At 72.6% G+C, this 14,991-nt stretch carries 13 protein-coding genes; 4 read left to right on the top strand and 9 right to left on the bottom strand.

Annotated features, from left to right (window positions below; translation table 11 throughout):
- Positions 1-8: 8 nt before the first annotated feature.
- On the bottom strand, positions 9-413 hold the full coding sequence (locus IE332_RS12035) for a type II toxin-antitoxin system VapC family toxin (RefSeq protein ID WP_189915773.1): 405 nt from the start codon (positions 411-413) through the stop codon (positions 9-11).
- Positions 410-691, bottom strand: coding sequence for a type II toxin-antitoxin system Phd/YefM family antitoxin (locus IE332_RS12030; protein WP_189915772.1), 282 nt, complete (start codon positions 689-691; stop codon positions 410-412). The genes IE332_RS12035 and IE332_RS12030 overlap by 4 nt, the downstream gene beginning before the upstream one ends.
- Before the next feature lie 178 nt (positions 692-869).
- Between IE332_RS12030 and pta the strand changes: the two genes are divergently transcribed.
- The 3 genes from pta (at position 870) to pyk (ending at position 5,759) form a co-directional block, all read left to right on the top strand.
- Entirely contained in the window at positions 870-3,017 is a 2,148-nt protein-coding gene (gene pta, locus IE332_RS12025) for a phosphate acetyltransferase (RefSeq protein ID WP_189915771.1), read from the top strand.
- Positions 3,014-4,237: an acetate kinase gene (locus IE332_RS12020; RefSeq protein ID WP_189915770.1), complete on the top strand. Its 1,224-nt coding sequence runs from the start codon at positions 3,014-3,016 to the stop codon at positions 4,235-4,237. The genes pta and IE332_RS12020 overlap by 4 nt, the downstream gene beginning before the upstream one ends.
- 94 nt (positions 4,238-4,331) lie before the next feature.
- Positions 4,332-5,759 (top strand): pyruvate kinase, encoded by a 1,428-nt coding sequence (gene pyk, locus IE332_RS12015; protein ID WP_189915769.1) that lies wholly within the window; start codon positions 4,332-4,334, stop codon positions 5,757-5,759.
- A 157-nt stretch (positions 5,760-5,916) separates the two neighbouring features.
- Here pyk and IE332_RS12010 read toward each other — a convergent pair whose 3' ends face one another.
- From IE332_RS12010 to IE332_RS11995, 4 genes are all read right to left on the bottom strand, one after another.
- The gene (locus tag IE332_RS12010; protein WP_189915768.1) at positions 5,917-7,407 is read right to left on the bottom strand and encodes a hypothetical protein; all 1,491 of its coding nucleotides are present in this window, start codon (positions 7,405-7,407) and stop codon (positions 5,917-5,919) included.
- The gene (locus IE332_RS12005; RefSeq protein WP_229928528.1) at positions 7,404-8,117 is read right to left on the bottom strand and encodes a DUF6114 domain-containing protein; all 714 of its coding nucleotides are present in this window, start codon (positions 8,115-8,117) and stop codon (positions 7,404-7,406) included. Before IE332_RS12005 ends, IE332_RS12010 begins: the two co-directional genes overlap by 4 nt.
- Positions 8,118-8,274: 157 nt before the next feature.
- On the bottom strand, positions 8,275-8,946 hold the full coding sequence (locus tag IE332_RS12000; protein ID WP_189915767.1) for a DUF6230 family protein: 672 nt from the start codon (positions 8,944-8,946) through the stop codon (positions 8,275-8,277).
- A 770-nt stretch (positions 8,947-9,716) separates the two neighbouring features.
- Complete coding sequence (locus IE332_RS11995) at positions 9,717-10,712, bottom strand: tetratricopeptide repeat protein (RefSeq protein ID WP_189915766.1); 996 nt, start codon at positions 10,710-10,712, stop codon at positions 9,717-9,719.
- A 365-nt stretch (positions 10,713-11,077) separates the two neighbouring features.
- Here IE332_RS11995 and IE332_RS11990 point away from each other — a divergent pair, with 365 nt between their 5' ends.
- A complete protein-coding gene (locus IE332_RS11990) occupies positions 11,078-11,800 on the top strand; it encodes a TetR/AcrR family transcriptional regulator (RefSeq protein ID WP_189915765.1) in 723 nt (240 codons plus the stop codon).
- A 77-nt stretch (positions 11,801-11,877) separates the two neighbouring features.
- On the opposite strand, the gene icmA is transcribed toward IE332_RS11990, so the two are convergent.
- The 3 genes from icmA to IE332_RS11975 form a co-directional block, all read right to left on the bottom strand.
- A complete protein-coding gene (icmA, locus tag IE332_RS11985) occupies positions 11,878-13,563 on the bottom strand; it encodes a coenzyme B12-dependent isobutyryl-CoA mutase large subunit (protein WP_189915764.1) in 1,686 nt (561 codons plus the stop codon).
- A 285-nt stretch (positions 13,564-13,848) separates the two neighbouring features.
- Positions 13,849-14,190 (bottom strand): DUF3817 domain-containing protein, encoded by a 342-nt coding sequence (locus IE332_RS11980; protein ID WP_189915763.1) that lies wholly within the window; start codon positions 14,188-14,190, stop codon positions 13,849-13,851.
- A gap of 76 nt (positions 14,191-14,266) precedes the next feature.
- Complete coding sequence (locus tag IE332_RS11975) at positions 14,267-14,803, bottom strand: MarR family winged helix-turn-helix transcriptional regulator (protein WP_189915762.1); 537 nt, start codon at positions 14,801-14,803, stop codon at positions 14,267-14,269.
- Positions 14,804-14,991 lie beyond the last annotated feature (188 nt).

Below are 14,991 nucleotides of genomic sequence, written 5' to 3'. Positions count from 1 at the left end.
GCGGGCACTCACCTGGGGGCCGTGACGGGGAACCCGAGCTCTTCCGCGGCCCTGCCGAGCTCGCGGTCGTAGGTGACGAAGTCGGTGAGTTCGGCACGGAAGGGCTCCGCGCTGGCCAGATGGAGCGCGTCCAGCGACCCCAGCCTCGGAGTGCGGTAGGCGAGGGCCCTGGCCAGCACCGCGCTGCTGAGGTCGACCCGGTAGGCACCCCGGAGCGCTTGGTCGACGTGGTACGGGACCAGCTGGTGCGAAAGGCCCGCGCGGAGCAGCGTACGGGTGATCTCCAGCCGGGCCAGCTCGCTGGTGATCAGTTCGGTGCCGTCCGGGAGTGCCTGCCTCCAGGCGCGCAGCGCGGCCGTCTCCGGCTCCGGCTTGATGAACTTGAGCAGCGCGCACGAGTCGAGGTAGATCAACGGTCGCGCTCCCGGTTCCGCTCTTCGATCAGAAGGTCCGACAGGCTGCCGACGTCCGGCAGCAGGTCGAGGGCGAGGTCGGGCATGCCCTGCTCGGCGGGCGGAGTGACCTCGCCGGCCGCGACCATGCGTTCGAGGGTGGTGTCCGGGGCCGCTTCCGGCACCAGTCTCAGCACGGGCCGCCCGCGGTCGGTCACGACGATCGTCGCGCCGGCCCGGACCCGCGCGACCGCCTTCGACGGGTTCTGGTTCAGTTCACGCAGTCCCATGGTCTCCATACCCTCCAATGTAACTACATCATGTAGGTACATCAAGGCGGAGCGTCGACGCAAATCCCGAGTCCAGGCCGTTCGTCCCTTGCCCGCCGTGGGCGGCTCTGCTCGCGGACGGGCGTTCGTGGTGCGAAGGTATGGTCGGGATGACCACCCACCGAGACGACGGGACGGAGACATCCGCGTGGCGCGCAGCGTGTACGTGACCGGGATCGACCGGGGGGACGGCCGGCAGGCGGTCGAACTCGGGGTCATGGAACTGCTCACCCGCCAGGTGGACCGGGTCGGGGTCTTCCGCCCGCTGGTGCACGCCTCGGCACCCGGGCGGCCGGGGTCGGACCACGTGGTCGAGCTGCTGCGCGGCCGCTACCGGATCGACCTGCCGAGCGCCGACCTGTACGGCCTCACCTACGAGGAGGCCGCCGCCCTGCAGGCCGCCCGGGGACAGGACGAACTGGTCTCCGTGCTGGTCGACCGGTTCCACGCGGTGGAACGGCGCTGCCAGGCGGTGCTGGTGCTCGGCACCGACTTCGCCGACACCAACATCCCGGACGAGCTCGCCTTCAACGCCCGGCTGGCCAACGAGTTCGGCGCCGCCGTGCTGCCGGTGGTCGGCGGGCACGCGGCGGACCCGGACGCCGTGACCGCGGAGGTGCGCAACGCCCACCGGGCGTACACCGACCTCGGCTGCGAGACCCTGGCGATGATCGCCAACCGGGTCGCGCCGGGCGGCAAGCAGCGGATCCAGCGCACGCTCACCGAGAAGCTGCCGATCCCCGCCTACGTCATCCCGGAGGAGCCGGCGCTGGCCGCGCCGACCGTCGCCCAGCTGGTCGAGGCGACCGGCGCCGAGGTGCTGCTCGGGGACGCGGCCGGACTGGCCCGGGACGTGCGCGGCTACGTCTTCGGCGGCGCCATGCTGCCGACCTTCCTGGACGCGCTGACCGAGGGCGCGCTGGTCGTCACCCCCGGGGACCGCGCCGACCTGGTGATCGGCTCGCTGGCCGCGCACGCCGCCGGCGCCCCGCCGATCGCCGGCATCCTGCTGACGCTCGGCCAGCACCCCGGCCCGAACGTGATGGCACTGGCCGCCCGGCTCGCCCCCGGCACCCCGGTCGCGGTCGTCCCCGAGGGCAGCTGGCCCACCGCCGCGGCCCTGACCCACCTGGAGGGCAAGCTCACCGCGGCCAGCGCCCGGAAGGCCGAGATCGCCCTCGGCCTGTTCGAACTACACGTCGACACCGTCGAGTTGACCAACCGGATCGAGGTCGGCCGGTCCGAGCGGGTGACCCCGATGATGTTCGAGCACGAGCTGCTGGAGCGCGCCCGGGCCGGCCGCCGGCACGTCGTGCTGCCCGAGGGCACCGAGGAGCGGGTGCTGCGCGCGGCCGAGATCCTGCTGCGCCGCAACATCTGCGACCTCACCCTGCTCGGCGAGCCGGACGCGGTGCGCCGCAAGGCCGCGGGCCTCGGCATCGACCTCCCGCGAGAGGACCCGGGCACCGACCGCGCCCAGGTCCGGATCGTCGACCCGGCCACCAGCCCGCTGCGCCGCCAGTTCGCCGAGCTGTACGCGCGGCTGCGGGCCCACAAGGGGATGACCGTCGAGCTGGCCCTGGACGTCGTCACCGACGTCTCGTACTTCGGCACCCTGATGGTCCAGGAGGGCATCGCGGACGGCATGGTGTCCGGCGCGGTGCACTCCACCGCGGCCACCATCCGGCCCGCCTTCGAGGTGATCAAGACCTCGCCGGGCGCCTCGATCGTCTCCTCGGTCTTCTTCATGTGCCTGGCCGACAAGGTCCTGGTGTACGGCGACTGCGCGGTCAACCCCGACCCGGACGCCCAGCAACTGGCCGACATCGCCATCCAGGCCGCCGCCACCGCCGCCCAGTTCGGGGTGGAGCCGCGGGTCGCGATGCTCTCGTACTCGACCGGCACCTCCGGCTCCGGCGCGGACGTCGACAAGGTCCGCAAGGCCACCGAGCTCGTCCGCGAGCTGCGCCCGGACATCCTGGTCGAGGGCCCGATCCAGTACGACGCGGCGGTGGACGAGCGCGTCGCGGCCACCAAGCTGCCGGGCTCGGCGGTGGCCGGGCGGGCCACCGTGCTGATCTTCCCGGACCTCAACACCGGCAACAACACCTACAAGGCCGTCCAGCGCTCGGCCGGCGCGGTCGCGGTCGGCCCGGTGCTGCAGGGGCTGCGCAAGCCCGTCAACGACCTCTCGCGCGGGGCGCTGGTACAGGACATCGTCAACACCGTCGCGATCACCGCCATCCAGTCCCAGTCCCAGTCCCAGTCCCAGGACCGCAAGGAGCTTCAGGCATGAGTGGAGGAACGCGCGTCCTGGTGCTGAACGCCGGCTCCTCGTCGGTGAAGTACCAGCTGATCGACATGCTGGACGGCGCCCGGCTGGCCTCCGGGCTGGTGGAGCGGATCGGCGAGACCGGCGGCCGGCTGGTGCACACCCCGGGGACGGGCGAGCGGCGCGAGGCGTCGCAGGGCTTCCCCGACCACTCCGCCGCGCTGAAGGCCGTCGCCGAGGAACTGGCCGCCGACGGCCTCGGGCTGGACTCCCCCGAGCTGGCCGCGATCGGCCACCGGGTGGTGCACGGCGGCCAGCGGTTCACCGAGCCGACCGTGATCACCGACGAGGTGCTGCGGGAGATCCGCCGGCTGATCCCGGTCGCCCCGCTGCACAACCCGGCCAACATCACCGGCATCGAGGTGGCCCGGGCGCTGCGCCCCGACCTCCCCCAGGTGGCCGTCTTCGACACCGCCTTCCACGCCTCGATGCCCGAGTCCGCCGCCCGGTACGCGATCGACAAGGCCGTCGCCGACGAGCACCGGGTGCGCCGCTACGGCTTCCACGGCACCTCGCACCAGTACGTCTCGCGGGCCACCGCCCGGCTGCTCGGCAAGGACCCGGCCGAGGTCAACGTGATCGTGCTGCACCTGGGCAACGGCGCCTCCGCCTCGGCGGTCGCCGGGGGCCGCTGCGTGGACACCTCGATGGGCCTGACCCCGCTGGAGGGCCTGGTCATGGGCACCCGCTCGGGCGACATCGACGCCGGCGTGGTGTTCCACCTGCACCGGGTCGGCGGGCTGTCCGTCGACGAGATCGACGACCTGCTCAACCGCCGCAGCGGCCTGCGCGGGCTGTGCGGCGAGAACGACATGCGCGAGATCATGCGGCGCGCCGACGAGGGCGACGCGGACGCCGCGCTCGCCTTCGACGCGTACGTCCACCGGCTGCGCAAGTACATCGGCGGCTACTACGCGGTGCTCGGCCGGGTGGACGCGATCGCGTTCACCGCGGGGGTCGGGGAGAACGCGGCGCCGGTGCGCGCGGCGGCCACCGCGGGGCTGGAGGAGCTGGGCATCGCCGTGGACCCGGAGCTGAACTCGGTGCGTTCCGGCGAGGCCCGGATCATCTCGCCCGCGTTCGCCCGGGTGGCGGTCGCGGTGGTGCCCACCGACGAGGAACTGGAGATCGCCCGGCAGGCCTTCGCCCTGGTGCACCGGGAGGGTGAACAGTCCGAGGACTGACACGGAATTGTCTCGCTCTTCGGGACAAATCGTCGGCGATTCCTCCCCATCCGTGCCGAATGCACCGATAACACGAACGGATAGACTGATCCATATGCGCCGAGCGAAAATTGTCTGCACCCTGGGTCCCGCGACGGACTCCTACGAACAGCTGAAGGCCATCGTCGAGGCGGGCATGAACGTCGCCCGACTGAACATGAGCCACGGCAACCACGCGGACCACGAGGAGCGGTACCGGAAGGTCCGCCAGGTCTCGGAGGACACCGGCAAGGCCATCGGCGTCCTGGCCGACCTCCAGGGTCCGAAGATCCGTCTGGCGACCTTCGCCAACGGCCCGGTGACCGTCGACAACGGCGACGAGTTCACCATCACCACCGAAGACGTCCCCGGTGACCAGTACATCTGCGGCACCACCTACAAGGGCCTGCCCGGCGACGTGAAGCCCGGCGACCCGATCCTGATCAACGACGGCGTCATCGCCCTGGAGGTCGTCAGCGTCGACGGCCCGCGGGTGAAGACCGTGGTGGTCGAGGGCGGCGTGCTCTCGAACAACAAGGGCATCAACCTGCCCGGCGCGGCCGTGAACGTGCCCGCCCTGTCCGAGAAGGACAAGGACGACCTGCGCTTCTCGCTGCGCCTGGGCGTCGACATGGTCGCCCTGTCCTTCGTCCGCAACGCGGACGACATCAAGGACGTCCACGAGGTCATGGACGAGGTCGGCATCCGCGTGCCGGTCATCGCCAAGATCGAGAAGCCGCAGGCCGTCGAGGCCATGGAGGAGATCGTCCTCGCCTTCGACGCCATCATGGTCGCCCGCGGCGACCTCGCCGTCGAGTACCCGCTGGAGCGGGTGCCGCTGGTCCAGAAGCAGCTGGTCACCCTGGCCCGCCGCAACGCCAAGCCGGTCATCGTCGCCACCCAGATGATGGAGTCGATGATCCACGCCTCGCGCCCGACCCGCGCCGAGGTCTCCGACGTCGCCAACGCCATCCTGGACGGCGCCGACGCGGTGATGCTCTCCGCCGAGTCCAGCGTCGGCAAGTACCCGATCGAGACCGTCCGCACCATGAGCCGGATCTGCGAGAAGGCCGAGGAGGAGCTGGTCTCCCAGGGCCTGCAGCCGCTCAACCCGGGCCGCAAGCCGCGCACCCAGGGCGGCTCGGTCGCCCGCGCCGCGTGCGAGCTGGGCGACTTCCTCGACGGCAAGGCGCTGGTCGCCTTCACCAAGTCCGGTGACACCGCCCGCCGGCTGTCCCGCTACCGGTCGCCGATCCCGGTGATCGCGTTCACCCCGGACAGCGCGACCCGCAACCAGCTCTCGCTGAGCTGGGGCGTCGAGGCGTACGTGACCGAGCAGGTGGCCACCACCGACGCCATGGTCGCCCAGGTCGACCGTGAGCTGCTGCGGATGGGCCGCCTCGCCGAGGGCGAGACCGTCATCGTCACCGCCGGTGTCCCGGTCGGCATCCCCGGCACCACCAACATGGTGCAGGTGCACCACCTCGGCACCCGGGGCGAGTGACCCCAGGCTCCGCAAGAACGCCCGTGGGGCGGTCCTCCGAGTCCGGAGGGCCGCCCCACGGGCGTCTCTTCCCCACGTGTCACCGTGGGGTGCGTCGGCTGCTGGTCGCTTACCCGTCGCTTACTTGCCGCTTGCTTGACGGTCGCTCACTTGCCGCTCACTTGTCGCTGTACGGCGCGTCGTCGTTGAACAGGTGCATCCCCGGGATGTGCAGGGTGCCGCCGAACTGGCCGGCCTGCTTGGCGGTGACGCCGGTCAGCTCCAGGTCCAGCGGGATCGGGATGGCACCGATCAGGTCGTACAGCCAGCGCGGCAGGGTGTCCGGAGTGAGGGTGACCTCGCCCAGGTCGATCGGGATCGGCAGGCCGAGCACCTTGGAGAGGTGGCCGGACAGCCGCTCCACGTACATGGTGACCTGGCCGTTGCGCATGGTCGAGGTGGAGCCCTTGGCGCCCTGGACGTGGAAGGTCACACCGTTGCCCTGCAGGGTCGACATGTCGAGGTTGTCGATGTCGACGCTGTCGACCACGAACTTCAGCACCCGCTTGCTGCCGGTCGGCGTCTTCACGTCGTAGACGCCGTGGAAGGCCGCGCCGTGCAGGGCCAGCCGACTGGTCACCAGCGTCCAGTTCTGCTCCGGGACGACATGCCCGGGGGCGGCCGCACCGGCGGTCAGACTCCGGGCGTCCACAGCGCAGTTGGGGTTCGCGGTGGGCGAGGCGGTGGGCGAGGCGGACGGCGAGCCGGAGGCGCCCGCGGTGGGCGAGGCGGTACCGGAGGCACCCGCGGTGGGCGTCGCCTTGGCACTCGCCTTCCCGCTCGCCTTCCCGCTCGGCGTCGCGGCGGGCGAGGGCGCCCCGCCGGAGGGCTGGGCCGCCGCTTCCTGGGCGGCGGCCGGAGCCTGCGGCTGGGCGGGCACGGGCTGGGCCGGGGCGCCGGTGCGCGGGGCCGGTGCGGCCGGGGTGGCGGCCGGCGGCGCCGGGGTGGTGCCGGGCTTGGGCGGCTGGGTCGGGCTCGCCGTCGGGCTCGGTGAACTGCTCGGGTTCAGCAGGTGGTTGATGCCGCCGACGATGTCGTCGATCAGCCCGGCCTGAGTCGCCAGGCCGGTACCGCCGGCGGCGCCCTGGGCCGCGCCCGGGGCCGCCGCGTCACCGGTGGTCACGGCCGCGCGGGCGGCCGGCGGCTGGGTGGCGGGCGTCGCGGCGGGCGGCGGCTTGACCGGCGAGGTCGGCTGCTGGGTGGGCGTCGCGGTGGGCGCCTGGGTCGGGGCCTGGGTGGGGACCGTGGTCGGCACCGAGCTCGGGCCGGTCGACGGCCCGGCGCCGGTCCCCGCGGTGGGCGCGGTGCTCGGCGCGGTGGACGGACCCGGCGGCGGCTCGGGCAGCTCGCTCTTGGGCACGGGTGTCTCGATCGGGGCCACGTCCGGCACCGCGACCGGTGCGTTGCCGCACGGCTTGCCCGCCGCGGGCTCGGCAAGCGCCGGGTTGGGCGTGTAGGCGGCGGCCATCAGCAGCGCGGTCGGCACCGCGGCCATCGCGAGCGCCCGGCCTCTCAGCCGGACCCGTACGGACGTGCGCGGGGCCGCGTGCCGGCCGGGGCGCCGTGCGGGGACGGCGGCGCCGTCGGCTTGCTCGGCCGGCCCGGTCACCGCGCCCCCTCCGGATCGGTGGCGCCGGACTGCTTCGGCAGGGCGGTTCCGGCGGCGGGCTCGGCGGCGGGCGCGGCAGCCGGCTCCTGCGGCTCGCCCTGGGCGGGCAGCGTGGCGGTGGGCGCCTCGGTGGCCGGTTCCGCGACGGCGCCCGGCTCGGCAGCGACTGACTCGGTGGCAGCCGGCTCGGTGGCGCGCGGCGCGGTGGCGACGCTCTCCGCCACGGCGTTCGCCGCCGTGGCGTCGGCCGCGCCCTTGGCCCGGCGGCGACGGCCGGCCTTGGCCGTCGGCTCGGCCTTGGGCTCCGGCAGCGGCGCCCAGGAGACCATCAGGCCGCCGCCGATCAGACCGGGCAGCAGCGCCAGCCCGAAGCCCGCCAGATTGGAGACCGGGATCGAGACCAGCGTCAGCAGGATGGTGGCGATGCCGCCGAAGACCCGTACGGCGGGCTGGAACCAGGCGGTCAGACCGAGGATGATCATCAGCACGCCGATGATCAGCGACCCGGCGCCGGCCGTGGTCGACATCGCGATGGTCAGGCCGCCGAACGTCAGGTGCGCGTACGGGAAGTAGAGGATCGGGACGCCGGCGATCATGGCCAGCAGACCGCCCCAGAAGGGCCTGGTGCGGCGGAAATCACGGAAGTGGCGCCAGAGCCAACCGATCGGGTTCTGGTGGCCGGTCCGGGGTTCGACCGTTGCGCTGGACATGGTGCGGCTCCTCGATGTCGCTACGAGGGGAAGAGAATGGGGGTGGGCCGGGAACGGCGGTGGTCCGCCGCCCCCGGCCCCGGGTGGACCCGTGGTCCGGGTGCGCCGACCGGCGTGCCGTCAGGCGCGCCGGCCGGACCTCCCGGTCAGACGAGGCTCAGAAGCACTCGTTGCCCGGGCCGTCGCCGCTCTTGAGCGCGAGGTTCAGGCCGTTCAGCTTGAACGTTCCGGCCGAGGTGGCCCGGGCGACCTGCTGGACACCGCTCAGGTCGGCCTTCTTGGCGGCCTGGGCGAAACCGGTCGGACCGGAGGGCAGGCCGGCGCCGCCGCCCGCCTTGGTGACGCCCGGGTGCGGGGTCCAGCCCTGGGTGGCCGAGCCGGAGAGGGTGGAGGCGTCCTGACCGATGTTGATGTCGGTGAAGGTCGCGTCCGCCTTCAGCTGCTCCAGGTCGATCAGCAGGTTGTCGGCCTGGACGGGCTTGCCCGCCTCGGTGCCGGCGTGCAGCTGCAGGGTGATCTTGCCCAGACCGAAGCCGGTCAGGTCGGTCACCACGGACTGGCACAGGTTGGTGATGTCGGCGTGGTCGAATGCCGAGACCGCGACCGGGTGCGGCTTGCCGTTCGCCTCGATGTCGACCGAGCCGAACTGGGCGAAGTTGGTGCCGTGCAGCTGGTCGGTGCTGACCTTGAACTGCTGGCCGGAAATGCTGAACGAGGCGGCGAGCGCGCTGTTGGCGATCGAGACGCCGACCATCGCGGTGGCCGCGACGCTCGGCACCATCACCAGGGCGAAGCGCTTCCAGCGGGTCTTGCCGTAGGCCTTGGACATGCGAGTCCTCCTTCTAGGACGTACATCTCCGGCTCCCCGGCGGCGCGTCCAGCACCGGTGGGGGCCTGGGATGGGAGAGAGCTACGTCCTCGGTAGCGGAGAGCGCCTTGGGCGTCGTCGGACGCGGGAGCGGCCCGCGTACAGCGGCCCTCCCGGCCAAGCACCGGCCGACCTTGTGGGACGGCGGGCAGGACCGACGACATCGGCGATCACCCCCGAGCGACAACCAGCGACCGCGCAGGGCCGCGCGGCCGGTCGAAGGACAGGAACCGCCGTGGGACCGCGGATACCCCCCTGCCCTCCCTACCGCCGACCGGAGCCGGCGGATCACCCGGTGGGGATCCCGCGCTCCGCGTGGCCGACGGACTGTCGGAGGGTGTGGAGTCTGGGACCGGGCGACGCTGATGCTGCTTGAATCCCGGGCGAAGCACAAGAGGTGCCTTACTGACGGGTAATGCAACATCCGGTGGCGTCGATCATGGAAATGGCGCGATCTGTACCCTGCGTGACGCCTTGAAGGAAAGGTGACGACGAAATCCGCCGGAAACACCGACGAAACACCCGTGGGTGGTCACGGAAGGTGACCACCCACGGGTGAAATCAAGATTTGGTAAACCTCTGTCCGGTTGACCGGATTGTCGCCAAATCACCTGGTGACACCGCAGGTCATCCGCCGTGCCGACCGGGGCCCCGGACCGGCCCGGAACCGGGCCCGAACCCATGCCCGAACCGCCCCGGAAACCGGCCCCGGACGGGGAGCCGAACCAGGCTCAGAACAGCACGCGCGCCAGCGCCGTACGGGCCGCGACGACCCGCGGGTCCTCCGTCCCGATCACCTCGAACAGCTCCAGCAGGCGCACCCGGGCGGCGTCCCGGTCCTCGCCGGCCGTCCGTCCGACGGTGTCCACCAGGCGCCCGAAGGCGTCCTCGACGTGACCGCCGACCAGGTCCAGGTCGGCCGCCTGCAGCTGGACCTCGACGTTCTTCGGGTCGGACGCGGCCGCCGCCCGGACGGCCTGCAGGTCCAGGCCCTCGATCCGCTGCAGCAGCTCGGCCTGGGCCAGGCCCAGCTTGGCCTCGGTGTTGCCCGGCTGCTCGGTCAGCACGTTCCGGTACGCCCGGATGGCACCGCCCAGGTCGCCGGAGTCCAGCGCGTCGTGCGCGGCGGTCAGCGCCGGGTCCTCGGGGCGCTGCGGGGCGGCCGCCCCGGCCTCGCCCGGGGCCGCGGCCGCGCCGCCGCCCACGCCGAAGCGCTGCTCGGCGACCAGGATCAGCTGGTCGAGGATCTTGCGGATGTTGGCGGCGCTCTCCGCGCCCTGGAACAGCGGCACCAGCTGGCCGGCCACCACGGCCATCACGGCGGGGATGCCCTGGATGCCGAACTGCTCGGCGAGCAGCTGGTTGGAGTCCACGTCGATCTTGGCGAGCACGAAGCGGCCGGCGTACTCCTCGGCCAGACCCTCCAGGACCGGGCTGAGCTGCTTGCAGGGGCCGCACCACTCGGCCCAGAAGTCGATGACGACCGGCACCTCGGTGGAGCGCTGGACGACCTCGGCCTCGAAGGTGTCCTCGGTGACGTCGATGACGAGCTGGGAGGCGGACTGGGCGGGGGCGACGCCCGACGCTTCGGCGGCGGCCGCCTGACGGGCCCGCTCGGCCCGGGCCTGCTCGGCCTTCTGGGCGGCCTCGCCGGCCGCCTTCACTGCGGCGAGGTCCACCGCACCGCGCAGGGCGGAGCTGTTGAGACGCGAATTCCGTGGCTGCATGGCACCATCCTCCCCCGTCCGCGCTGCTCGCGGGCACCATCCTCGGGAAAGTCGCGCCACGCGGTCCGCGCGGAGCGGGTTCCCGGGCGCGGTGCCGCTCCCCCGGTAGCCTTGACCGTTCGGCGCGGATCCCCACCCGCGCCCGCGCCGCTCCCGTCCCACGGGTCGCGGCGCCTGGTTGTCACTGCTTTCGCTACGAGTCGTAGCGTAACTGGAGCCGGTGCCCCGGCCGCAAGCCCATCCGGCGGTTCCGGGACGTGACCTGCCCCACTTTCCCGGGTGGCCCGGCTGCCCGAACCGGCCAACAGTCGCTACCGTTACCAGCCCCGCCCAAGTTACTTACCAGTAAAGCGCAAGGAGGCCCGGTGCCGGCCGCCCAGCCCCCCGCGAGCCCGGAGAGCACGCTCCCGCCGTGCGCGGCCCCGGCGAGCACCGTCCCGGCCGGCACCGCCCCGGACGCCGCCGGCCCGGCCCCGGAAGCCGCCGGCGCCACCCGGGCCAAGGGCCGCCCGCGCAGCGCCGCCGCCGACCACGCCATCCTCGACGCCACCCGCGAGGCCCTCGCCGAACTCGGCTGGGGCGGACTGACCATGGGCCACGTGGCGAGCCGGGCCGGGGTCGCCAAGACCACCCTCTACCGCCGCTGGCCGTCCAAGAACGAGCTCGTCGTCGACGCCGTCGCCACCCTCTTCGACGAACTGGAGATGCCCGACCTCGGCAGCCTGCGGGCCGACATCGAGGCCGTGGTGACCCAGTTCGCCGACCTGCTGGCCCGCCCGGAGACCCAGGCCGCGCTGCTCGCGCTGTTCGCCGAGGGCATCCGCGACCGGCAGCTGCACCGCCGGATCCGCGAGGCCATCGTCGACCCGCAGAAGCGGCTGGTCCGCCAGGGCCGGGCGGCCGCCCAGGCGCGCGGCGAACTGGAGGCGGACACCGACGCCGAGGCCGCCCGCGAGGAGGTCGACATCATCTTCGACACCATCGCGGGCACCGTCGAGCACCGCGTCCTGGTCAGCGGCGAGCCGATCACCCCCGCGTGGACCCGCCGCTTCATCGAGCTGCTGCTGGGCCCGCTCACCACCGGCTGAGAACACGGCGCAGCCGCCCGTACGGAATCCGTACGGGCGGCTGATGTCCGGGGGCCCCGGACCCGGCTCCGGGGCCGTCAGAACATGGCGTTCTCCTGGTACGTGCCCCACTCCTGCCGCAGCGCGTTGCAGATCTCGCCCAGGGTCGCCTCGGCGCGCACCGCGTCCAGCATCGGCGGGATCATCGACTCGCCCGAGCGGGCCGCCGCCAGCATGGCGTCCAGCCCGGCCCGGACGGCCGCCTCGTCCCTGGCCGCCTTGCGCTCGGCCAGCACCCGGACCTGCTCGCGCTCGACCTCGTGGCTGACCCGCAGGATCTCCAGCTCCGGGGTGACGCTGCGCGGGTGGCAGTTGACGCCGACCACGCGCTTGTCGCCCTTCTCCACCGACTGCTGGTACTGGAAGGCCGCCTCGGCGATCTCGCCGGTGAACCAGCCCTCCTCGATGCCCCGCAGGATGCCGGAGGTGATCGGGCCGATCTCGTGGTCCTCGCGGCCCTTGTCCAGGATCCGCTGGAAGATCGCCTCGGCCTGCTCCTCGATCCGGTCGGTCAGCGCCTCGACGTACCAGGAACCGCCCAGCGGGTCGGCCACGTTGGCGACGCCGGTCTCCTCCATCAGCACCTGCTGGGTGCGCAGGGCGATCTCGGCGGCCTGCTCGGAGGGCAGCGCCAGGGTCTCGTCCAGGGCGTTGGTGTGCAGCGAGTTGGTGCCGCCGAGCACCGCGGCCAGCGCCTCGACGGCGGTGCGGACCACGTTGTTGTACGGCTGCTGCGCGGTGAGCGAGACGCCGGCGGTCTGGGTGTGGAAGCGCAGCCACTGCGCCTTGTCCGTCTTGGCGCCGAAGCGCTCGCGCATCCAGCGGGCCCAGATCCGGCGGGCGGCGCGGAACTTGGCGATCTCCTCGAAGAAGTCCAGGTGCGCGTCGAAGAAGAACGACAGGCCGGGCGCGAAGACGTCCACGTCCAGGCCGCGGGACAGGCCCAGCTCGACGTAGCCGAAGCCGTCCGCGAGGGTGTACGCCAGCTCCTGCGCGGCCGTCGCCCCGGCCTCGCGGATGTGGTAGCCGGAGACGGACAGCGGCTTGTACGCGGGGATGCCCTCGGCGCAGTAGGCCATCAGGTCGCCGATCAGGCGCAGGTGCGGCTCGGGTGCGAAGAGCCACTCCTTCTGCGCGATGTACTCCTTGAAGATGTCCGTCTGCAGGGTGCCGTTGAGCACCGCCGGGTCGACGCCCTGGCGCTCGGCGGCGACGAGGTACATGCAGAAGACCGGGACGGCCGGGCCGCTGATCGTCATCGAGGTGGTGACCCCGCCGAGCGGGATGTCCTTGAACAGGACCTCCATGTCGGCGGCCGAGTCGATGGCCACGCCGCAGTGCCCGACCTCGCCGAGCGACTTGGGGTCGTCCGAGTCGTAGCCCATCAGGGTGGGCATGTCGAAGGCGACCGAGAGGCCGCCGCCGCCCGCGTCCAGGATCATCCGGTAGCGCTCATTGGTCTGCTGCGCGTTGCCGAAGCCGGCGAACTGGCGGATGGTCCAGGTGCGGCCCCGGTAGCCGGTCGGGTGCAGGCCGCGGGTGTACGGGTACTCGCCCGGCCAGCCGATCCGCTCGAAGCCCTCGACGGCCTGCCCGGCGGGCGGGCCGTAGACCGGCTCGACCTCGTCGCCGGAGAGGGTGCTGAAGTCCGCGTCCCGCTTGCGGGCCTTGTCGTACCGCTGCTGCCAGCGCTGGCGTCCGCGCTCGATCTCCTCGGCGTCCATGACCCCGAACTCCGCTCCGTACGGCCGCCACGGCGACGGGGCGGCACAGCTATTAGGACGTCCTACTAATTTACTCGGACGTCCTAGTACTTGTCGATGGGAGTCGGCCCCGTGTCGCCCGCACCGAGGCGCGCGGCACCGGGCCGGAACGGATCGGAACGGATCGGAGCGGTCGGAACAGGCCAGAGCGGGCCGGAGCGGGCCGGCACCGGCCGGAGCGGGCCCGGGAACGCCGAGAGCGCCCCTCCCCCGCGATCGGGGAGGGGCGCTCTCGAAGGGTTCGGCTCAGACGCCGGCCGGCTGGCGGGCACCGGTGCCCGCCGTCAGCCTCTCGGCGGCCTCGCCGGCCACCTTGCGCTCGAAGACGAAGGAGAGGAACGGGATGCAGCCCGCCGCCAGGGTCAGCACCAGTCGGCCCAGCGGCCACTTCAGCTTCTGCCCGAGCAGGAAGGTCACCACGAAGTACCCGATGTACAGGTAGCCGTGCAGCATCGCGACGTAGGTGGTCACCTCCTCGGCCCGGCCGAAGCCGTACTTCGCGACCATGAAGCCGCAGAAGACCAGCAGCGCCACACCGGTCGCAATGGCCAGGCCCCGGTACCAGCCCAGCAGGGGGGTCGCCTTCATACTCTTCCTCGCCTCGCTCGGCAGTTTCCGCGGGTACGCCCGGATCCGCGCACCGCTCCCACGAGGGTAGCCGTCCTCACGGCCGCCGCTTCGCAGCCCCCTCGTCCGGCTCGGCGAAGTCGCCGGCCGCGACGCGCAGCGGCCTGAGCAGTTCGAAGACCTGGCGGCACTGGTCGGGGCCGTACTCCTCCAGCCCGAACTCCATCGCCATCAGCTCCCGGGTGGCCTCCTCGACCGCCTCCCGGCCGCGGTCGGTGATCGCGGCCAGCACGCCGCGGCCGTCCAGCGGGTTGGGGCGGCGGGCGACCAGGCCGGCCCGCTCCAGGCGGTCGACGGTGTTGGTCACGCTGGTCGGGTGGACCATCAGCCGCTCGCCGATCTTGGAGAGCGAGAGCTCGCCGGTCCGGCTGAAGGTCAGCAGGACCAGCGCCTCGTAGCGGGCGAAGGTCAGCCCGTACGGCTTGAGCACCGCGTCCACGCGGGACAGCAGGATCTGGTGGGCGCGCATGATCGAGGTGATCGCCGCCATCGAGGGGACTCCGCCCCAGCGGCGGGTCCACAGCTCGTCGGCGCGGGCGATCGGGTCGAAGTCGAGAGCGAGGGGCTTGGCCACCTCCTTACCGTACCGGCGCCCGCTACCGGCGCTACCAGCCGTCCTGATGGTGGACAAGTGCGACGCGTGGCGGGATCCCGCCATTGGGGCGGCCAGGTCCATACCAGGACATTGCACCGGTGTGAACGGGCGGCAACGGGGGTGCGGCGCACCGGGGTTGACCGCCGATCCCGCCAATGCCGTGTCGG

The organism is Kitasatospora xanthocidica (assembly GCF_014656195.1).
Lineage (GTDB): Bacteria > Actinomycetota > Actinomycetes > Streptomycetales > Streptomycetaceae > Kitasatospora > Kitasatospora xanthocidica.
Note: the sequence above shows the minus strand (reverse complement) of the source record. Positions and strands in the feature narration are given on the sequence as shown.

Coding starts and splice junctions, on each gene's coding strand:
- IE332_RS12030 (WP_189915772.1), bottom strand. CDS start 691: ATGGAGACCATGGGACTGCGTGAACTGAACCAGAACCCGTCGAAGGCG.
- IE332_RS12020 (WP_189915770.1), top strand. CDS start 3,014: ATGAGTGGAGGAACGCGCGTCCTGGTGCTGAACGCCGGCTCCTCGTCG.
- pyk (WP_189915769.1), top strand. CDS start 4,332: ATGCGCCGAGCGAAAATTGTCTGCACCCTGGGTCCCGCGACGGACTCC.
- IE332_RS12005 (WP_229928528.1), bottom strand. CDS start 8,117: ATGTCCAGCGCAACGGTCGAACCCCGGACCGGCCACCAGAACCCGATC.
- IE332_RS12000 (WP_189915767.1), bottom strand. CDS start 8,946: ATGTCCAAGGCCTACGGCAAGACCCGCTGGAAGCGCTTCGCCCTGGTG.
- IE332_RS11995 (WP_189915766.1), bottom strand. CDS start 10,712: ATGCAGCCACGGAATTCGCGTCTCAACAGCTCCGCCCTGCGCGGTGCG.
- icmA (WP_189915764.1), bottom strand. CDS start 13,563: ATGGACGCCGAGGAGATCGAGCGCGGACGCCAGCGCTGGCAGCAGCGG.
- IE332_RS11980 (WP_189915763.1), bottom strand. CDS start 14,190: ATGAAGGCGACCCCCCTGCTGGGCTGGTACCGGGGCCTGGCCATTGCG.